18 protein-coding genes, 5 tRNA genes and 1 riboswitch are annotated in these 20,949 nt (G+C 32.4%); of the genes, 1 reads left to right on the top strand and 22 read right to left on the bottom strand.

All coding sequences use genetic code 11. The annotated features are described in order from the left end of the window. Nucleotides 1-18: 18 nt before the first annotated feature. From secA to WY13_RS22090, 12 genes are all read right to left on the bottom strand, one after another. Entirely contained in the window at nucleotides 19-2,532 is a 2,514-nt protein-coding gene (gene secA, locus WY13_RS10270; RefSeq protein ID WP_063555575.1) for a preprotein translocase subunit SecA, read from the bottom strand. A 180-nt stretch (nucleotides 2,533-2,712) separates the two neighbouring features. Further along, a complete protein-coding gene (hpf, locus tag WY13_RS10265; RefSeq protein WP_013236947.1) occupies nucleotides 2,713-3,240 on the bottom strand; it encodes a ribosome hibernation-promoting factor, HPF/YfiA family in 528 nt (175 codons plus the stop codon). 432 nt (nucleotides 3,241-3,672) lie between these two features. Continuing rightward, complete coding sequence (locus WY13_RS10260; protein ID WP_063555574.1) at nucleotides 3,673-4,353, bottom strand: ComF family protein; 681 nt, start codon at nucleotides 4,351-4,353, stop codon at nucleotides 3,673-3,675. Further along, the gene (locus WY13_RS10255) at nucleotides 4,326-5,348 is read right to left on the bottom strand and encodes a hypothetical protein (RefSeq protein ID WP_063555573.1); all 1,023 of its coding nucleotides are present in this window, start codon (nucleotides 5,346-5,348) and stop codon (nucleotides 4,326-4,328) included. Before WY13_RS10255 ends, WY13_RS10260 begins: the two co-directional genes overlap by 28 nt. Continuing rightward, complete coding sequence (recD2, locus tag WY13_RS10250) at nucleotides 5,332-7,569, bottom strand: SF1B family DNA helicase RecD2 (RefSeq protein ID WP_063555572.1); 2,238 nt, start codon at nucleotides 7,567-7,569, stop codon at nucleotides 5,332-5,334. Before recD2 ends, WY13_RS10255 begins: the two co-directional genes overlap by 17 nt. Before the next feature lie 130 nt (nucleotides 7,570-7,699). Then, nucleotides 7,700-8,875: a methionine adenosyltransferase gene (gene metK, locus WY13_RS10245; protein WP_013236943.1), complete on the bottom strand. Its 1,176-nt coding sequence runs from the start codon at nucleotides 8,873-8,875 to the stop codon at nucleotides 7,700-7,702. A gap of 170 nt (nucleotides 8,876-9,045) precedes the next feature. After that, nucleotides 9,046-9,145, bottom strand: a riboswitch (SAM riboswitch). Nucleotides 9,146-9,224: 79 nt separating this feature from the next. Next, a tRNA-Tyr gene (locus tag WY13_RS10240) sits at nucleotides 9,225-9,309 on the bottom strand. 5 nt (nucleotides 9,310-9,314) lie between these two features. Further along, nucleotides 9,315-9,390 (bottom strand) — tRNA-Thr (locus tag WY13_RS10235). A gap of 21 nt (nucleotides 9,391-9,411) precedes the next feature. Then, nucleotides 9,412-9,487: transfer RNA gene (locus WY13_RS10230), tRNA-Val, on the bottom strand. 9 nt (nucleotides 9,488-9,496) lie between these two features. Beyond that, a tRNA-Tyr gene (locus WY13_RS10225) sits at nucleotides 9,497-9,581 on the bottom strand. 5 nt (nucleotides 9,582-9,586) lie between these two features. After that, nucleotides 9,587-9,662: transfer RNA gene (locus WY13_RS10220), tRNA-Thr, on the bottom strand. A 106-nt stretch (nucleotides 9,663-9,768) separates the two neighbouring features. Then, on the bottom strand, nucleotides 9,769-9,894 hold the full coding sequence (locus WY13_RS22090; RefSeq protein ID WP_278321784.1) for a hypothetical protein: 126 nt from the start codon (nucleotides 9,892-9,894) through the stop codon (nucleotides 9,769-9,771). Between the two features lie 17 nt (nucleotides 9,895-9,911). Here WY13_RS22090 and yyaC point away from each other — a divergent pair, with 17 nt between their 5' ends. Beyond that, the gene (gene yyaC / locus WY13_RS10215) at nucleotides 9,912-10,460 is read left to right on the top strand and encodes a spore protease YyaC (protein WP_013236942.1); all 549 of its coding nucleotides are present in this window, start codon (nucleotides 9,912-9,914) and stop codon (nucleotides 10,458-10,460) included. Nucleotides 10,461-10,551: 91 nt separating this feature from the next. Here the strand turns inward: yyaC and WY13_RS10210 are convergent, their stop codons facing one another. From WY13_RS10210 to atpA, 10 genes are all read right to left on the bottom strand, one after another. Then, nucleotides 10,552-11,583 carry a rod shape-determining protein gene (locus tag WY13_RS10210; RefSeq protein ID WP_013236940.1) on the bottom strand — a complete coding sequence of 344 codons (1,032 nt, stop codon included), beginning with the start codon at nucleotides 11,581-11,583 and terminating at the stop codon, nucleotides 10,552-10,554. Nucleotides 11,584-11,680: 97 nt separating this feature from the next. Then, nucleotides 11,681-11,935: a sporulation transcriptional regulator SpoIIID gene (gene spoIIID, locus WY13_RS10205; RefSeq protein WP_013236939.1), complete on the bottom strand. Its 255-nt coding sequence runs from the start codon at nucleotides 11,933-11,935 to the stop codon at nucleotides 11,681-11,683. 222 nt (nucleotides 11,936-12,157) lie between these two features. Next, nucleotides 12,158-12,874 (bottom strand): M23 family metallopeptidase, encoded by a 717-nt coding sequence (locus WY13_RS10200; RefSeq protein WP_063555571.1) that lies wholly within the window; start codon nucleotides 12,872-12,874, stop codon nucleotides 12,158-12,160. A gap of 150 nt (nucleotides 12,875-13,024) precedes the next feature. Next, complete coding sequence (gene spoIID, locus WY13_RS10195; RefSeq protein ID WP_063555570.1) at nucleotides 13,025-14,071, bottom strand: stage II sporulation protein D; 1,047 nt, start codon at nucleotides 14,069-14,071, stop codon at nucleotides 13,025-13,027. A 184-nt stretch (nucleotides 14,072-14,255) separates the two neighbouring features. Next, nucleotides 14,256-15,515: a UDP-N-acetylglucosamine 1-carboxyvinyltransferase gene (murA, locus tag WY13_RS10190; protein WP_063555569.1), complete on the bottom strand. Its 1,260-nt coding sequence runs from the start codon at nucleotides 15,513-15,515 to the stop codon at nucleotides 14,256-14,258. Nucleotides 15,516-15,609: 94 nt separating this feature from the next. Continuing rightward, nucleotides 15,610-16,347, bottom strand: coding sequence for a hypothetical protein (locus tag WY13_RS10185; RefSeq protein ID WP_063555568.1), 738 nt, complete (start codon nucleotides 16,345-16,347; stop codon nucleotides 15,610-15,612). A 341-nt stretch (nucleotides 16,348-16,688) separates the two neighbouring features. Continuing rightward, nucleotides 16,689-17,087, bottom strand: a complete 399-nt coding sequence (locus WY13_RS10180) for a F0F1 ATP synthase subunit epsilon (RefSeq protein WP_063555567.1) — start codon at nucleotides 17,085-17,087, stop codon at nucleotides 16,689-16,691. 66 nt (nucleotides 17,088-17,153) lie between these two features. Then, nucleotides 17,154-18,548: a F0F1 ATP synthase subunit beta gene (gene atpD, locus WY13_RS10175; RefSeq protein WP_063555566.1), complete on the bottom strand. Its 1,395-nt coding sequence runs from the start codon at nucleotides 18,546-18,548 to the stop codon at nucleotides 17,154-17,156. 12 nt (nucleotides 18,549-18,560) lie between these two features. After that, the gene (atpG, locus tag WY13_RS10170; RefSeq protein WP_063555565.1) at nucleotides 18,561-19,412 is read right to left on the bottom strand and encodes an ATP synthase F1 subunit gamma; all 852 of its coding nucleotides are present in this window, start codon (nucleotides 19,410-19,412) and stop codon (nucleotides 18,561-18,563) included. A 22-nt stretch (nucleotides 19,413-19,434) separates the two neighbouring features. Then, nucleotides 19,435-20,949 (bottom strand): F0F1 ATP synthase subunit alpha, encoded by a 1,515-nt coding sequence (gene atpA / locus WY13_RS10165; RefSeq protein WP_063555564.1) that lies wholly within the window; start codon nucleotides 20,947-20,949, stop codon nucleotides 19,435-19,437.

The following is a 20,949-nucleotide window of genomic DNA, read 5'->3' as shown; positions in this document are numbered from 1 at the left end:
AACCACCTCAATGTCATCTTAGTTATTTGCAAGCTTTCCACAACAATTTTTATATTTTTTGCCGCTGCCACAAGGGCAAGGATCATTTCTTCCTACAGTTTTTTCTTTCTTTATAGGTTTTTTCTTCATTGCAGTTTCTTCACCTTGATTAGTAACTACATTCTTAGCTACTCTTTCTCTCTCAGGTGCTTTTTCAATTTGTACATGAAGAAGATACTTAACAGTATCCAATTTAATATTATATATCATTTCCTCAAACATTTCGCTGCCTTCAAACTGATATGCTTGCGCTGGTTCCTGCTGCCTGTAGGCTCTAAGTCCAATAGCTCTCTTTAAGTGCTCCATATCATCTATATGATCCATCCATTTTGTATCAACAACTCTAAGTAAGATAACTCTCTCAATTTCTCTCATCTGCTCTGGAGTACACTCTTCTTCTTTTTCTTCATAAATTTTTTGACCTATATCTATATATTTCTGCTTAATTTCCTCATTGGAAAGATTTATAATATCCTCTTTCTTTATGGAATCTTTTTGTACATAAACTTCTTCCATATATTTTATTAGCTTTTCTACTTCATCTTCAAAATCTTCTTCTATACCGGATATATGAGAATCTACAATAGAAGATACTAAACTCTTTATCATATCAACCATGTATTCTCTAAGATCTTCACCTTCAAGCACTTGTGATCTCTGTTTGTATATAATTTCCCTCTGCTTATTTATTACATCGTCATATTGAAGTAAAGTTTTTCTTATATCAAAGTTATTTCCTTCTACTTTCTTCTGCGCACCTTCTATAGCATTTGTAACCATTCTACTTTCTATGGCCTCATCTTCTTTGAGACCTAATTTTTCAACTATTCCCTGAAGTCTATCTGAACCAAATATTCTCATCAGATCATCTTCTAGTGATACATAAAATCTTGATGTACCAGGATCTCCTTGACGTCCTGAACGCCCTCTAAGTTGGTTATCAATTCTCCTTGACTCATGTCTTTCAGTTCCTATTATTTTAAGTCCGCCAAGAGCAACTACATCCTTTCCTAGCTTTATATCAGTACCACGACCTGCCATATTAGTTGCTATAGTAATTGTTCCCTTTTCTCCTGCATGAGAAATTATTTCTGCTTCCATTTCATGAAACTTAGCATTTAAAACTTGATGAGGTACTCCTCTTTTCTTTAACATATCTGAAAGTAACTCAGATTTTTCTATACTTACTGTACCTACAAGTACAGGCTGACCTTTTTTATAGGTTTCATATATTTCATCTGCTATAGCTTTAAATTTTCCTTTTGCACTTTTATAAACTACATCAGGGTAATCTGTTCTTGCTATAGGCTTATGGGTAGGTATTACTATTACATCAAGTCCGTATATTTCTCTAAATTCATTTTCCTCTGTCAGTGCAGTACCTGTCATACCTGATAATTTATTAAACATCCTAAAATAATTTTGATAAGTAATAGTTGCAAGTGTCTTTGATTCTCTCTCTACTTTTACATTTTCCTTAGCTTCTATAGCTTGATGTAACCCATCGCTGTATCTTCTGCCTTCCATCATTCTTCCTGTAAATTCATCTACAATGAGCACTTCTCCATTTTTCACCATATAATCTTTATCTCTTCTCATTATATAGTTAGCCTTCAAAGATTGAACTACATAATGCTGTATCTCCATATTCTCTGGATCCGCATAGTTTGCCAATTGAAAGAAGTTTTCAGCCTTTTTTACACCTGTATCTGTAAGTATTACCGAATTTGCCTTTTCATCTACATCATAATCCTCTTTTTGTAAGGATTTTGCAAAGCTATCCGCAATATTATAAAATTCAGTTGATTTTTCTCCTTCACCTGAAATAATAAGAGGTGTTCTTGCTTCATCGATTAAAATAGAGTCAACCTCATCCACTATAACAAAGTTAAGCCCTCTTTGTACTCTTTCTTCTTTGTAAATAACCATATTATCTCTCAAATAGTCAAATCCAAATTCACTATTAGTACCGTAAGTTATATCACAATTGTACGCTTCTTGTCTCTGGGTTTGATCCAAATCATGTAGTATTACACCTACTTTAAGTCCTAGTGCTTCATATATAGGTGCCATGGTATCTCTATCTCTTTTTGCCAGATAGTCATTTACTGTAACTATATGAACTCCTTTTCCTGTAAGTGCATTTAAATATGCAGGTGCGGTAGCAACAAGTGTTTTACCTTCACCAGTTTTCATCTCTGATATTCTTCCTTGATGGAGCACTACTCCACCTATTAACTGCTCCCTATATTGCTTTAAGCCTATAGTTCTATATCCTACCTCTCTAACAACAGCAAAAGCTTCAGGTAATATTTCATCTAAAGATTCACCCTTAGAAAGTCTATCTTTAAATTCATCTGTCTTTGCTCTAAGTTCTCCACTCGTCAATCCCTGCATTTTTGAATCTAAACTATCTATTTTATCTACTATAGGGATAACTCTTTTTACTTCCCGTTCACTATATGAACCGAATATTTTCTGAAAAAGTTTCATTATTTTCATCCTCACCATGTTAAATTTGTTTACAAAAGTATACACCTTATAAATTATATCATCTAATTATTAGGTGTTCAACTTATTAAATAATAGTTTACTTTAGTTTAATAATATGCTGTCTATTTTTAAAGTATAAAAAGAGGAAGCTTTATGCTCCCCCTTTATTGCATCTAACTTTTAAAATTCAGGCTCTATTAATCCGTAATTTCCATCCCGCCTCTTATATACTACATTTACTTCTCCATTTTCAGCATCCTGATATACAAAGAAACTATGACCTAAAAGTTCCATTTGAAGAACTGCTTCTTCAGATGACATTGGTTTTATTGCAAATTTCTTGGTTCTAACTATTTTTTGTTCTTGTTCGTCTTTTTCTGACTCATCTGGTATGCATTGAAATCTCAAAGATTCCGAATTGTTTCTTCTTAACAACTTTGTCTTTTGCTTTCTTATCTGTCTCTCTAATTTATCCACAACTAAATCAATTGAAGCATACATATCTGAATTTCCTTCTTCTCCTCTTAGTATAACTCCTCCAAAAGGAATAGTGACTTCAATTATTTGTCTAGTTTTTTGTACGCTTAATGTAGCATGCGCTACTACATCAGGGTTGAAATATTTTTCTAGCTTACATAGCTTCTTCTCCACCGCATTTTTCAATGCATCAGTTACCACGATATTTTTCCCTTTTACAGTTATTTTCATATTTCCAGCCCCTTCCTATTGTAATCCTAAACATATGTAAAGGATTAATCTATGTTTTGTTAGTTATATTTTAATACTGTTTATCATAAATTACAATAGCTATTAATGACACATTTATACTACTTTTTTATTAATACCAAAAACTAATAATAAATAATCTTTTAGAATTAATATAGCAGCCTTAAAAAAGGCTGCTATATTGCACTGTTAGTGCATTTGCAAGTTAGCTGACCTGGTCTTTGCCCCCACACTCGCCTGCTGGAACTTTCGCTACCGGGAATTAACCTCTCACTACTAATCCTCTCGTATTTTACGGCAGGACTTACTTCTAAGCCGCACCATGCTCATTAAATATTTTATCTAACTTACGTGGATCGTTTTGCCTGCGACTGGCATCGACTTTCAACCACAAACCTAACTTGACTAATAAAATTATACTCTACTTTTTGCTCCAGTCAATACGTTAATTTTTTTTGCTCCATTTTTCAAAAGTTCTGAACAGCATCCAAAAGCTGTAGCACCAGTAGTTAAAACGTCGTCTATTAACAAAATTTTTTTATTTTTTATAATTTTTTTATTGCATACCTGAAAGCTTTCTGACATATTACTCCATCTCTCTGTTTTATCCAATCCTATTTGATCCTTTGTTTCCTTTATTTTGTCTAGACAGCATATAACAGGCTTATTAGTATAATTCCCCAAACTGTTCGCCAAATATTCAGCTTGATTATATCCTCTCTTTTTCAATGCTTTCTTAGTCATAGGTACGTATGTAAAAACATCGAAATCAATGTGATTATTAGCTATAATATTTCTCATACACTTTGCTATAACATCTCCAGCTTTAAAAGAACTCTTATACTTTAATTTTATTATAAGTTCCATCATCGCTCCAGAATAATAAGCACTACTATAGCATTGAATTTTTTTATCATCATATCCAATCTCAAAACTGTCTTTACAAACTTTTATATTGCTTTCACAAGCTTCACATATGTTTCTATCATTATATATATCTTTTTTACATAGTATACATCTTTCATCTCCACAATATATAAGCCCTAGTACACAATCTAATAAAAATTTTAAATTTTTAGTAATCCCATGTTCCATGCTTCCCTATTAAAATTGCTAGTTATACTCTTTGCTTTCTCAATCTCTTCTGTCTCTATATTGGAAACCAGTATAACCTCCTCTTTTAAATCTTTTTCACCTCTTCCAACACTTCCACACAAGTAAACAAATTCTTTATAAGTAAAGTTAACATCATCTGCAAAATATACTATTAATTCTGAATTTTTTGCATTTAATGCAGTTTCTTCAAAACAGTTAGTTATTAATATTGAGTTTTTTGTCTGTAAAAACTTATAGATCAATTTCTTATTCGATTCCCCTTTAGCAAAACATACCACATCCTGTGCTAAACTTTTACAATATTTATGCATATATAAAGCTACCTTATCTATTTTATATTTGCTAGGTACATATATTATTGTCTTCTTGCCTATACTTATTGACCATTTTAAATAATCGTATACCAAAAAAGGCATTTCTTTATTCATATTCAGTCTAGTAAGTATACTCCTCGGTTCAATTATTAATCCTTCATTTTTAGCAGGCAAAAATACCTTTTTACTATTTTCAACTATACTTTCTATAGAATATATTATAACTTTACTATCCTCATGAGTTAATTTGCTAATTAATTTGCATATCTCGTACTTATTGTATAATGAAAAACTACTTATATCATCATATATGACTAATTCAAACTTATCTTCCAACTTTGATGCATTTTCAAAATTACATATCTGTAATTTACAATTTGAATTACTTTTACATCCTTTCACATAGCAATAATCCGTAAAATGCGTATACTTTTTTATATTTTTTATTATATCCACATTACCCATTTTTTCATTAGTAATATAAATAATATTTTCATTTTGTCTTATGTATTTTTCAATAATCTCCAGGAAAATCTCAGTAGAATTATAAGGAACTGAGATACAGTTTAAAAAAATATCTTTAGTACCGCTCCATTTTACTATATTCTCACTTATTTTTTTTCTCTCATTAATAAGACATGATTCATTCCACAGTAGCATTTGTTTCACTCTCCATTATATCCATTATTCTATATTTTAATAACGAATACCTTTCAAAGCTTTTATTATTATTTATCATAAAGTTCAAAGCTTTCAAACTCCCAACAAGTATTACCATCTGTTTTGCTCTAGTTATAGCTGTATACAATAAATTTCTATTCATAAGCAGCGGCGGACCCATAAACATAGGTATAATAATTACTGGGAATTCACTACCTTGACTTTTATGTATGGTTATTGCATAAGATAAATCCAGCTCATCTAAGTACATACTATCATATACAACTCTTTTTTCTTCATCAAACACAACTACCACTCTATTTTTTTCTTCATCTATGTCTTCTATATATCCAAAATCGCCATTAAAAACACCCATACCGCTTTCCTTGTTTTCTTCTGAAATGCCTTGCCATTTTAAAGTATAATTATTTTTAATCTGCATCACTTTATCTCCTACCCTAAAAGTCATGTCTCTAAACTTTTTTTCTCTCTTATTGGGACTTTTAGGATTTAGAACTTGCTGAAGTTTTCTATTTAAATTTGATACTCCTAAAACTCCCTTTCTCATAGGAGATAGTATTTGAATATCCTCTATTTTATTCCAACTACTATTAAAACTTGGCAACCTTTTATCTATTAATCCTACCAATGTATCTAATATATCCGAAGGATCCTGACACTTTATAAAATAAAAATCTTTATTCTTTTTATTTAAAATAGGCATCTCTCCAGAATTTATCTTATGAGCATTAACTATAATCATACTCTCTTTTGATTGCCTAAATATCTCTTTTAATCTAACTACTTTAATACATTTGCTGTCTATAAAGTCTCTTAGCACATTTCCAGGTCCTACAGATGGAAGCTGCTCTGCATCCCCTACTATTATTAACCTAGTTCCCATAGAGACAGCCTTCAATAAGTTATTCATGAGCACTATATCTATCATAGAAGCCTCATCTATAATAACCACATCGCATTGTAGTGGTGATTGCTCTCCTCTTGAAAAAAATAAAGCTTCTTCATCGCTTCCCACTCCCATTTCAAGAAGCCTATGTATGGTCTTTGATTCTCGTTTTGTAGATTCTGACATTCTCTTTGCTGCTCTTCCCGTGGGAGCACCCATTAAAACTTTAAGCTTTGCCTTTTCAAATAATCTAATTATGCAATTAATTATAGTTGTTTTACCTGTTCCAGGACCTCCTGTTATTATCTCCACTCCATTTTCAATTGCCCCTCTAATAGCTTCTTTTTGAGAAACAGCAAAATTCATATTATTTTCCTTCTCAAAATCTTCTATCTCTTTATCTATATTAAAATTCATGTCCTTATATTTAGTGAAAGCTAACATCAATATTTTTCTAGTTACACTCAATTCGCAATAATAATAGGTCATAGAAAATACACATACTTTATCTTCCCACTTCTCCAATTTTATTTTTCCATTTACAGAACTTTCATATATGTTTTCTTCCAGTTCTTTTTGAGTTATATGGAGTATGTCAACACCTTCTTTTATAAGGTTATCTATAGGCATATACGTATTTCCCAAGCTGCAAAACTTATTCACCAAATACCTTATTCCACTTTGTATCCTAAATGGAGAATTATTCTCTATTCCAAGGCTTCTTGCTATCTTATCTGCCGTTTTAAAACCTATACCACTTATTTCTTCTGTAAGGGTATATGGATTTTCTTTCACAATACTTATAGAATCTGCTCCAAATTTTTTATGTATTTTAACACACTGACTAGGAGTTATTCCATAAGTTTGCAGAAATATCATTATATTTCTCACTTCATTTTGTTTAGAATAGGATTCCTCTATTAAAGCTATTTTTTTTGCTCCTATACCTTCTATTTCTTTTAATCTTCCTATGTTATTATCCAATATTTGAAGGGTATTTTCACCAAACTTCTCTACTATTTTCTTTGCTGTTACTGGACCTATGCCCGATATTATTCCAGAGGCCAAATATCTCTCTATGCCAATAGTAGTACTAGGTATTATCTCTTCAGAAGCCTGAACCTTAAATTGATTCCCAAACTGAGGATGAAGAACCCATTCCCCTACAGCCTTCAAATTTTGTCCTTCAATTATATTAGGTATACATCCTACTATAGTTACTTCATCTTTATTTTCTCTTATTTTAGCAACTACATACCCATTATCTTTATTTTGAAATATTATACTTTCTACAATTCCTTGTAATTCTTGCATAGAATCTCTCCTACCCTTATTTGCAAACAAAATCATATATTTATAAATAATTATACCACATTAAACTTTGTCTTAATCCACCATACTAAAAAAGCCCTATATCATTTTACAATATAGAGCTTTTCATTATTTACATATATTTTTTTATTTCTTCAACTTTATCTAATCTTTCCCAAGGTACATCAATATCAGTTCTTCCAAAATGTCCATAAGCCGCAACTTGCCTGTATATAGGTCTTCTAAGATTTAAATCTTTTATTATAGCAGCTGGTCTCAGATCAAATACCTTGTTTACTATATCTACTATTTTTTCTTCCGGTATATTTCCTGTACCAAAAGTATCTACAGTTATAGATACAGGCTTTGCTACACCAATGGCATAAGCAAGTTGTATTTCCAACTTATCTGCAATACCTGCAGCTACTAAATTTTTTGCTACCCATCTTGCAGCATAAGCAGCAGATCTATCAACCTTGGTTGGGTCTTTACCAGAAAAAGCACCGCCGCCATGTCTTCCATAACCACCATAGGTATCTACTATTATCTTTCTTCCTGTAAGTCCAGAATCTCCCTGGGGACCTCCAACAACAAATCTTCCTGTTGGATTTATGAAATACTTAGTTTTATAATCTAAAAACTCTCGTGGTACAACAGGTCTTATTACATTGTTTATTATATCTGTTTCAATTTGTTTTCTAGTTACCATTTCATCATGCTGAGTAGATACTACTATGGTATCAACTCTAACTGGCTTATTATCTTCATATTCTATAGTAACTTGAGTTTTTCCATCCGGTCTTAGATAATCTAAAACTTTATCTTTTCTAACCTGTGCTAATCTCTTTGCAAGTTTGTGAGCAAGACTTATTGGCATAGGCATATATTCTGGAGTTTCATTTGTAGCAAATCCGAACATCATACCCTGATCTCCAGCACCTATAGCTTCTATGGCCTCCATTTCGCCTTCCTTAGCTTCTAAAGCTTTATCGACTCCCATAGCTATATCAGATGATTGTTCATCAATTGAACTTATTACTGAACAAGTCTGGCAGTCAAATCCATATTTAGCTCTAGTATATCCTATTTCTCTTACAGTATTTCTAACTATTTTTGAAATGTCAATATAACAATTGGTTGATATCTCACCCATAACCAAAACCATACCTGTAGTAGTTGCAGTTTCACACGCTACTCTTCCATAAGGATCTTGTTCCAGTATGGCATCTAAGATAGCATCTGAAATCTGATCACACATTTTATCTGGATGGCCTTCTGTAACTGATTCAGATGTAAATAGTTTTCTCATTTTCTATACCTCCCATGTAAAAATATACTTTTCTTACAATAAGTGAATTAATTCTATTGCATTAAATGCTAATTTAAATCCTATATTCACAATATAAACTGAAATACCTAAAGTGGCATGTCAATTAAAAAAACCTCTTCGATAAGAAGAGGTTAAATAACTTAACTACTCTCTTATCTTGCAGAATACTGCAGGAATTGGCACCTTGGTGATTTTCACTGGTTGCCGGGTTTCATAGGGCCTTGTTCCCTCCGCCTCTCTTGATAAGAGCTATAATATAATTTTTTGATTTATTAAGATTATAAAATTTTTATAAAATAAAAAACACCTAAAAGTGCCTTTATATTTATGGTGGAGGAAGATGGATTCGAACCATCGAAGTCACTGACAACAGATTTACAGTCTGCCCCCTTTGGCCACTCGGGAATTCCTCCGCATTTGGTGCTGGCAGTAGGAATCGAACCCACGACCTACTGATTACAAGTCAGTTGCTCTACCTGCTGAGCCATGCCAGCTTATTCTATTATTATTCTAAATGGTGGGCACAATAGGGCTCGAACCTATGACCCTCTGCTTGTAAGGCAGATGCTCTCCCAGCTGAGCTATGCGCCCTTATATTTATGGTGGAGGAAGATGGATTCGAACCATCGAAGTCACTGACAACAGATTTACAGTCTGCCCCCTTTGGCCACTCGGGAATTCCTCCATGTTTGGTGCTGGCAGTAGGAATCGAACCCACGACCTACTGATTACAAGTCAGTTGCTCTACCTGCTGAGCCATGCCAGCTTATTTTATTACCCTACGCTCTTTAAAACAAGAACGTACTCAACGTAAATTAGTATACAGTTTTATTAACTTATTATCAAATTTAATATATGATTAAATTTTAATATTATATATATCTTTCTCCATATTTCTCTATATTTCTTTCAAAATCATATTCACTTAATTTAACTTTAATAATTTGTATAAACTCATCATATAAATTATATATAGTGTTCTTCACAAGTACATACATAAAAGAAGGTGAATATATTGAATAAAGCAAAAACTAATTATAAAGATCCCTTAGCATATTACAAGCTTGCCTATTTTTTAAAAAATTACATTAATAACGATACCATAATTGTATGCATTGGTACAGATAGATATATAGGGGACTGTCTGGGTCCCTTAGTAGGTACACTTTTAAAGTGCAAGCATTTTCCTCTACCTGTCTACGGTACAATCTCAGATCCTATACATGCTTTAAACATTGAAAGCAAACTGAATAAAATAAATTTACTTCACCCGCATAAAAACATTATAGGAATAGATGCTTGCTTAGGTGATCTAGAAACTATAGGCGATATTCAAGTAAGAGACTTTCCAGTTCATCCTGGCAAAGGTGTAGGGAAATCTCTCCCGGATGTAGGGAATTCCTCAATAATAGGTATAGTTGATTCAAATAGCAGTGAAGATTTATTTAATAATTCCAGCAGCAATATACGTCTTAATTTAGTTTTAAGTATGGCTGAAGTAATACTTTATTCATTAATTCATTCATATTATTTATATTACAACAACATATTTATTGATATTTAACTATGTCTAACATTTTAGTGTATATAAGAAAATTAAAATCTAACTTATTAAAAAATACATAATACTAAATAAGTTAGATTTTTTCTTTGTTTTAATCTATTAACGTTATATCATCGCCGCTAAAAACTACTTCCATTTTGTCTAAATATTCAAGTACTTTACCTGTACCCAGTGCTACACATGATACTGGTTCTTCTGCAACATAAACAGGTACGTTAGTTACTTTTTGTATTAAATTACTCAATCCATTTAAAAGTGCACCTCCACCAGTCATAAAAATACCTTTATCAGCTATATCAGCTGATAATTCTGGTGGTGTTTTTTCCAGTACTGCACGAGTTGTATCTGCTATAGAATTTACAGTTTCTTTTAGTGCTATTCTCATTTCCGCAGAAGATACCGTTATATTTTTAGGAAGTCCTGTAATTAAATCACGACCTCTTATTTCCATACTTACTTCTTCATCTCTATCAAAAGCAGATCCTATTTTTATTTTTAAATCTTCCGAGGTTCTTTCACCAATCATCAACTTATGTTCTTTTCTCACATATTTCATTATGGCTTCATCGAACTTATCACCTGCAACTTTAATAGAAGACCTTACAACTATTCCTCCAAGTGAAATTACTGCTACATCAGTGGTTCCTCCACCTATATCTATTACCATATTTCCACTTGCCTTAGTTATATCAATACCAGCTCCTATAGCTGCTGCCAGTGGTTCTTCAATTAAAAATACCTTTTTTGCGCCTGCATTTTTAGCCGCATCAATTACAGCTCTTTTTTCAACTTCAGTAGCTTCACATGGAACGCAAACAACTATTCTTGGTGAAGATATTCTATTTTTACCACAAGCCTTGCTTATAAAATACTTCAACATTTTTTCCGTTACATCATAATCAGATATAACTCCATCTTTTAATGGACGAATGGCAACGATATTACCAGGTGTTCTACCTATCATCTGCCATGCTTCTTCTCCTACAGCTAGTACTCTATTTTTTATCTTATCTATAGCAACAACTGAAGGTTCCTTTAAAATTACCCCCCTGCCTTTAATATAAACAAGTACGGTTGCTGTACCTAGATCTATTCCCATATCTGTTCCTATGCTAAAAAACATTCCCTTTTCACTCCTAATCTCCTTTGCTTTTGAAACTAAAAGGTAAATTTATTTACCTTTATTATCATATCATATTCTAATTATAATAGGAATGTTTTTAGCCTTCAATAGCTTTATATTTCATTTTAGTAGCTTTACCACCTCTTATATGTCTCTCTGCCTTATTATAATCTAATATACTCTTAGCTTCCTGAGCGATCTGAGGATTTATTTTAGGCAACCTTTCTGTCATATCCTTGTGTATAGTACTTTTACTTACCCCAAAAACTTTAGCCGTTTTCCTTATTGTGGCCTTAGATCCTATTATATATTTGGCAACTTCCAAAACCCTTTCTTCAATATAATCTTTCAATTTTATTCAACTCCTTTTTACAGTTACCGTTTTACAATCAACAATTGATGATGAAACTTTACATTATATATCCATAAACGTATTTACTCGTATTTATCATTAAACTAAATAATCTCTGCCAATTATACTTGTTCCTATATATTTATAAATATGCTGATTAATATTTTAAAATTCATTGTGTATGGGCCATTTCTCCATAAAATTCTAAGAAATGGCCAAATATTAGTATTTTATATATTTACCTGGGTCAACAAATTCTTTTCCTTTCAAAACAGCAAAGTGTAAGTGATCTCCGTATTTTTCATAAGCTGATCTCAGTGTACTTTTCCCAACTACTCCAATAACTGCTCCTTTTTTTATGGTTTGACCTGTGCTAACTTTCACACTCGGATCTAGATTAGAATAAACTGTTTTTAATCCATTTTGATGATCTATAATGACTTCTACTCCATCCTGTGTTGCTGTATTTACTGATTCTACCTTTCCATCCATAGCTGCAAACACGGGTTTGCCAAGTGGAGTTTGTATATCATATCCTAAGTTTGGTCTATAAGTTGCTGTAGAATCCCAATATACTGGATTCTCTGAATAACCTCTTGCAATATTACCCTCTACTGGCTTTTGAAAGGAAGTGCTTACTGAGTTAGATACTCCCTTCGATGCTTCATTATTAGATACATTGGATTTTGCCTTATTATCCTTTTTTACTTGAAGAGCATTGTTATAATTGGAAGAAGGCTTTTCATTTGCCTTTGCAGTTTCCTTAATTTTTTTCTGCTCTACAGCCTGACTTTTTTGAAGCTGTGCACTTTGATTTTTATTATTTCTTGCTGTTATTACTGCCGCTGTTACTGCAATGCATAAACATATAAACAGTATTACATAAAAGCTCTCCTTTTTTAAAAAGTTGAATGCTTTGTTAAAAGATTTTTTGTTCATAATAACACCTCCTTTTTGTAGTTTGTCCAGAGAATAGAAAAAAATACATATTTTATGAAATTTTTTTACAAAAAAAGAGGAAATTTCCCTCTTTTTTACTTAATATTTATTTAATGTATTCTATTAACATACAATTAGCCGATATAATTATTACTTTTTAAATAAGTTTACATTTTCTAGACTAGTTCCCTCATAATAATGAGACAATATATTTTTATAATTTTTTCCGTTTTTGCCCATATAATTAGCTCCCCACTGGCTCATTCCAACTCCATGTCCATATCCAATGCATTGAATATACACACCATCTTTAAAATCTATACTAAAGTTTGCCGAATTCAATCCCATAATAGTTCTAAATTTCGTACCAGATATAGTAACAGCACCAAGTTTAATTTCTTTTACAGAGCCACTTTCATTTTTACTTTTTATAACTATCTGATTGGATAAGTTTTCTGAAGATAACCCTGAATTAGCATAACTTGAGTTTACCTTATTTATAAAATCTGCATATGACATTTTCACCGAAGTTTTATATTTTCGTGCACTTTCTTCTCCTGGACTTTCTACGCTCTTTAAATATCCTTCTGCTTCTCCAAATACATCTTCTGAATTTTCAGTTTTTCCTGCACTTACTGCAAAATAGTAAGGTTCCATCACCAATTTATTTTTGTACGTCAATACCTGTCCTGAAGTAGCTTGTACTGCATCTACAATTTTGCTCCAATATTTATCTCCATCATTCTTAGACCAGTTTTTCATCCTATCTTCTTTATTAACAAACACCTGGCACTTAACTGTATCACATACATCTGCACCTGTATTGCTCTTGTATTTTTTGCCTCCATACACTTCCATATGTGCAGCTGCAAAAGTTCTAGACGCCACAGCCTGTGCTTTAAGCGCTTCTTCTGAAAATTCGGCAGGCATTTCAGCAGCTACTACTCCTGTTACATATTGCTCTAAATTGATTTCTTTTACTGTATTTTCTTTAGTTATGTACACCTTTATTTTTTCTGAATTGGTATCCTGTTTTTTTAATATTATATTTTTTGATTTTATTAGGAATTGGGGTAAGTTATCATATTTTTGGTTTCCCATTCCCACCATAAATAAGGAGAGTCCAATTATAAATGATGTACCCATAAACACTAAAATAATAAATTTTTTTAAAAAGTCTAATATATCACCCTTCATATTTTTCTCCTGTTAGGCGCTTGAAAGAAAATATCAATTCATTTCTTTGAAAATGCCTTATATATATTTTGAACTACAATATTATATTTTTATTGCCGCATCTTATAAAATATTCCAATAAAAAAACAAAGAAAAAATTTTGTTCTAATCTTCTCTTTGTCTAATAATATATATAATAGGAGTATTATTCATTTATTCTCTTAATATCAGCTCCTAGTGCTTTTAATTTTTTTTCAATATCTACATAGCCTCTATCTACATGGTATATATCTGCAATTTCTGTTTCACCTTCTGCTACTAGCCCACAAAGTATAAGGCTTGCACCAGCTCTTAAGTCCGTTGCTTTAACTTCTGCTCCAGTAAGTTTTTTTACACCTTCTATAACGGCGCTTCTTCCATCTATCTTTATGTTTGCTCCCATCCTTTTCATCTCTGCTACGTGCATAAATCTATTTTCAAAAATAGTTTCTGTTATTATACTTGTACCCATAACAGTACATAAAAGTCCTGTCATCTGTGACTGCATATCAGTTGGGAATCCAGGATAAGGCATAGTTTTAATATCTACAGGTCTTAATTCATCACTTCCATCTACAATCAAACTACTTCCTTGTGAGCTTATATGAACCCCAACTTCAGTTAACTTAGCGATTATAGGTTTTAAGTATTCTTCATTAGCACCATTTATTTTAATCTTGCTTCTAGTTATAGCAGCTGCCACCATAAAAGTACCAGATTCTATCCTATCAAATATTGGCCTATGGGTACTTCCCTTTAAGCTTTTTACTCCTAGTATTCTAATAGTACCTGACCCTGCACCAATAATATTTGCCCCCATGCTATTTAAAAATTTTGCCAGATCCCTTATTTCGGGTTCTTCTGCTGCATTCTCTATTATAGTTTCTCCTTCTGCCATTACTGATGCCATCATTATATTTTCTGTAGCTCCCACTGAAGGAAAATCTAGATATATTTTATCTCCTATCAATTTCTTAGCGCTTGCTTCTACATATCCATGACCTACATTCACCTCTGCTCCCAGGGCACTTAATCCCTTCAAGTGAAGATCTATAGGTCTAGTTCCAATATTGCATCCACCTGGAAGACATAATCTGAACTTTCCAAATCTGGCTATCATAGGACCCATTATTAAAAATGATGCCCTCATTTTTTTTACCAATTCGCTGCATGGGTTGCAATCTTTTATATTAGATGCATCTATTATGACTTTATTTGTATCTTTGTCTATATTTATATCTGCAGATATGCTCCTCAATATGTCACTTATTACAAAAACATCTTCAAGCATTGGTACTTTTTCTATTACACATTTATCTCCGCTTAAAATACAAGCTGCTATAATAGGCAATACAGAATTTTTAGCAGTACTGATATTTACTTCCCCATGCAGTTTATTTCCTCCCTTAACTACTATTTTACTCATAATGTTCCTCCATTCTATAATTGCTAATATGTTACTTAATTTTTGTACCGCCTTATAAGTTACATTTAACAAAAACATCCATATTATATGATTCCTAATATGTCACCATTATTTCTGGAGTTCCCATAATTATATAAGTGCCTGTATCATATTTTACGACAGCATAGTTAAAATCTATTAAACCTGTGCCACTTTGTATTGGCTCATACTTATGGGTATAAGCAGTAGAACTGTATCCTTCCTCTAAAGCTATAGTTTTAATGTCAGATGTACCATAGCATTTTAAAATGTTTTTAACTTCACTATTTACACTACTTACATCTTGCTTCTGAGTTTTTGCCTTTACATATTCAAAATACTTACACTTTTCTTTTCTACCCCCTATAGATCTATCTACCATACTTTTCAAATCCTGCAATTTATACTGACTGGATTTTCTTATAATGTTAACTGTAATGATATTACAATTTTCATTTTCTACACCTTCTACATAGCCCTCTGCATAATATCCATTAAATTCTATACAATAAATTTTATTATTTCTCCACACTTTTTTGTTACATTCACTATATCTCATTAATACCTTTAATATTTCATCTACAACCTTTTCCTTATCACTAGAAGTATTAAAAGTAGCCATAATTCCATACTCCACTGGGGTACTGTTAGTCTTTTCTAGTATGTTTTTAAACATATCTGTTTCCTTTACATTAGAAACGGATTTTTGTAATGAGGTAGATTTTACACCTAAATTATTTCCTGAAGCACAAACATAATATTGAAAAAAAAATACAAGAACCAATAAGTAGCTTAACATTTTTAGCCTTTTCATGTATATTTAGTTCTGCATAAAATTAAACAGAACATTTTCACCCCCTTCTATTTCTCTTTAAAAATTATGGACAACTTTTCCTTTTAATATTCAATAAATATATACTTAGTTTAAGCTGCTAAATTTTATCTGATAGTCTTTTTTTATACTAGAGAACTGACATTAGTATTTCAAAAAATAAAGATTCCATAGGAGGGACCTATATTAGTATATAATTCTAAATAACAAAATGTGAATATTTTTAGGTATAAAAAAAGCACTATCCAAAATCATTATGTTAATGATTTTAGGTAGTGCTTTTTTATCTTCAATTAAAATACAGCAAATTATCAAAAGCTCCATTATTTCAGATTAATTCTAGCCAGTGCCCTAGCCAATGCCATTTCTGCTCTTTTTACATCGACTCCGTCTTTCTGATTAGCTAATCTTTTTTCAGCTCTATCTTTAGCAGCTTTTGCTCTATCTATGTCTATTTCATCTGGCCATTCACAAGAATCACATAAAATTTTTAGCTCATTATTTATTACTTCCAGTACTCCGGTTGATGTAAATGCCTTTAATTTTTTGCCATCTTTTTGAACGATTTCGGTATTTGCAGGTTTTAAAGTGGTAACTAAAGGCATATGGTCTGGAAGAATTGCTATGTCGCCTTGAATACTTTCCGTTATTACTTCTACTACTTCTCCTTCATAGAATTCTCTATCGGGAGTAAGGATAGTTAATTTTAAAACTTCTGACATATTAATCTCCTTTAAAATTTACATTAAACAAAATTCTCTCAAACCAATTTTGCTTAATAAATCACTTTAATTTTTTCCCATATTTTTAGCTGCTTCAACCACTTCATCTATACTTCCTTTAAATAAGAAAGCAGTTTCTGGTAAATCATCATATTTACCTTCAAGAATTTCTTTAAAACCTCTTATAGTCTCCTTTATTTGAACATATTTACCCTGATATCCTGTAAATTGTTCTGCAACAGAAAATGGTTGTGATAAAAATCTTTGAATTCTTCTAGCTCTAATAACCACTAATCTATCATCTTCTGAAAGCTCATCTACACCAAGTATTGCTATAATATCTTGAAGTTCACTGTATCTTTCAAGTATATGTTTAACATCTGATGCTACTTTATAATGATCATCTCCTACAATCCTTGGATCCAATATCCTTGATGTGGATGCAAGTGGATCAACAGCAGGATATATACCAATTTCTGATATAGATCTAGAAAGAACTGTAGTTGCATCAAGATGCGTAAATGTTGTAGATGGTGCCGGATCAGTCAAGTCATCTGCTGGAACATATACTGCCTGAACAGATGTAATAGACCCCTGTTTTGTGGATGTTATTCTTTCTTGAAGAGCACCCATTTCAGTTGCAAGAGTTGGCTGGTAACCAACGGCACTAGGTATTCTACCAAGTAACGCTGAAACCTCGGATCCTGCCTGAGTAAATCTGAATATATTATCTATAAATAAAAGTACATCCTGACCTTTATCTCTAAAATATTCTGCCATAGTAAGTCCTGTAAGTGCAACTCTCATTCTTGCTCCAGGTGGCTCATTCATCTGACCAAATACCAAAGCAGTTTTCTTTATAACTCCTGATTCCTGCATTTCATAATATAGATCATTTCCTTCTCTTGTTCTTTCTCCAACACCTGTAAATACTGATAACCCGCCGTGTTCCTTTGCTATATTGTTTATAAGTTCCTGTATAAGAACTGTTTTACCAACACCAGCTCCACCAAACAGTCCTATCTTTCCGCCTCTTTGGTACGGTGCAAGAAGATCTATAACTTTAATACCAGTTTCAAACATTTCAGGCTTAACAGATTGATCTTCAAAACTTGGTGCCTGCCTATGAATAGGATAGTATTGTTCTGCCTTTACTTCTCCATTTTCATCAATTGGCTGTCCTAGCATATTAAAAAGTCTTCCTAAAACTGGCTCACCTACAGGTACAGATATAGGAGATCCTGTATCTACTGCATCCATACCTCTCATTAATCCATCTGTACTCTCCATAGATATAGTTCTTACTACATCATCGCCTAAATGTTGTGCAACTTCTGTAATAATTTTTTTATCACCTGATTTTATATCTATGGCATTATATATATTAGGAAGGTTTTCTGTATCAAACTTTATATCTACTACAGGTCCTATAACCTGAACAACTTTGCCTATATTTGGCATCAATGTCCCTCCTTACTTAAGAGCTTCTGCTCCTCCAACTATTTCAGTTATTTCCTGTGTAATAGCAGATTGTCTCTCTCTATTGTATTTAAGATTCAATTTATCCAGTAAATCATTTGCATTTTTAGTTGCCCCATCCATTGCTGTCATTCTGGAAGCCTGTTCACTTACTTTTGAATTTATCATACAGTTAAGTACTTTTTGCTTTAAGTGTAAAAGTACTACTTCATCCATCATTTCATCTATTGACGGTTCAAATTTAACAAGATAATTTGTTTTTTCTTTTTTCTCAGCTTCCAATGGAAGTAATTTTTCAACAACTACTTTTTGTCTAACTGTTGAAATAAACTTAGTATATACTATATTAACTTCTCCAACCTCGCCACTTCTATAAAGGTCTAGAGCCTTATATACTATGGTATTTGCTTCATTTATAGTAGGAACATCCGAAATATCCACATATTCTGCTTCTGTACTATACTTAAGCCTTTTAAAATACGTTCTTCCTTTTTGTCCCACAGATATCAAAAGGCAATTTTCTTTATTTTTTGACATTGCAGCATCTGCTTCATTTACTACACTGCCATTAAAGCCTCCGCATAATCCTGTATCTGAATTTAAAGCTATGTAGAGTTTCTTATTGCTTTTATTACCATGTATATAAATGTTTCTTCCCTCTGCTCCTAAAACAAATTCATTCATAAGGGAACTAAATAGTTCACAATATTTATTATTTGCCTCAAGCTTTTTTCTAACTTTTCTAAGTTTAGAGGTGGCAATGAGTCCCATGGCATTTGTTATTTTTTGAGTACTGGTTATTGATCTAATTCTTCTTTTTATTGTAACAAGTCCTGCCCCTGCCATATTTCACCTCCCGCAGAAGAAACTATGCCTCTGCTAAAAATATTTTTTTGAATTCCTCTATAGCATTTCCAAGTTTATCACTTAATTCATCGGATATAATTTTTTTATTTCTTATTTCCTCACCTATTTCTTTATGATGAGTATTCATATAATCAAGGAATTCTCCTTCAAATTCTACAACTTTTTCAACCGGTACATCCATTATATACTCTCTACCAGCTGCAAACAGTATCATTACCTGATTTTCTACAGGCATTGGTTTGTATTGAGGTTGTTTTAATATTTCTGTTAATCTCTTACCTTTTTCAAGTCTCTTCATAGACTCTTTATCAAGGTCTGATCCAAATTGAGCAAATGATGCAAGTTCTCTATACTGGGCTAAATCCAATCTAAGGGTACCTGCTACCTGCTTCATTGCCTTAATTTGTGCATTACCACCAACTCTGGATACAGATATACCTGCATTTATAGCTGGTCTTTGTCCTGCATAGAAAAGCTCTGATTCAAGGAATATCTGACCATCTGTTATAGAAATAACATTTGTTGGTATATATGCAGTAACATCTCCTGCCATAGTTTCTATTATAGGAAGTGCTGTAAGTGAGCCTCCACCTAACTTATCAGAAAGCTTTGCAGCTCTTTCAAGTAATCTTGAATGCAAATAGAATACATCCCCAGGATATGCTTCTCTTCCTGGCGGTCTACGGAGTAATAATGACATTTCTCTATAGGCAACCGCATGCTTAGATAAATCATCATACACTATAAGTACATCTTTTCCCTTATTCATAAAATATTCACCCATGGAACATCCTGCATAGGGAGCAATATACTGAAGTGGTGCTGACTCAGATGCTGATGCAGATACTATTATGGTATAGTCCATAGCACCTGTTTCTGTCAAGTCATTTACTATATGAGCTACAGTAGACTGTTTCTGACCTATAGCTACATATATGCATATTACATCTTTTCCTTTTTGATTTATTATAGTATCCATGGCAATGGCAGTCTTACCTGTTTGCCTGTCTCCTATTATTAATTCCCTTTGTCCTTTCCCAATTGGTATCATTGAATCTATAGCCTTTAACCCAGTTTGCAGTGGTTGTTTAACTGACTGTCTTGTTATAACTCCTGGAGCTACAAGATCTACAGGCCTAGTTTCTGATGTCTTTATAGGACCTTTTCCATCAATAGGCTGTCCAAGCGAATTTACAACTCTTCCAACAATAGCTTCACCTACTGGTACTTCTACAACTCTACCTGTTCTTTTAACTGTATCTCCTTCTTTTATTCCCTTCTGGGAACCCAAAAGAACACAACCTACATTATCCTGTTCAAGGTTTAAAGCCATACCATAAACATCATTTGGAAACTCTAAGAGTTCATTTGCCATACATTGATTAAGGCCATAAACTCTAGCAATACCATCACCGATTTGAATTATTGTACCTGAATCAACTGTTTCTATTTTCTTTTCATATTTCTGTATTTCATCTTTTATAATTGAAGTTATTTCTTCAGGTTTTATGTTCAT

It is taken from the genome of Clostridium ljungdahlii (assembly GCF_001636845.1).
GTDB lineage: Bacteria > Bacillota > Clostridia > Clostridiales > Clostridiaceae > Clostridium_B > Clostridium_B ljungdahlii_A.
The sequence above is the reverse complement of the archived record's forward strand: the minus strand, read 5'-3'. Positions and strand labels throughout refer to the sequence as shown.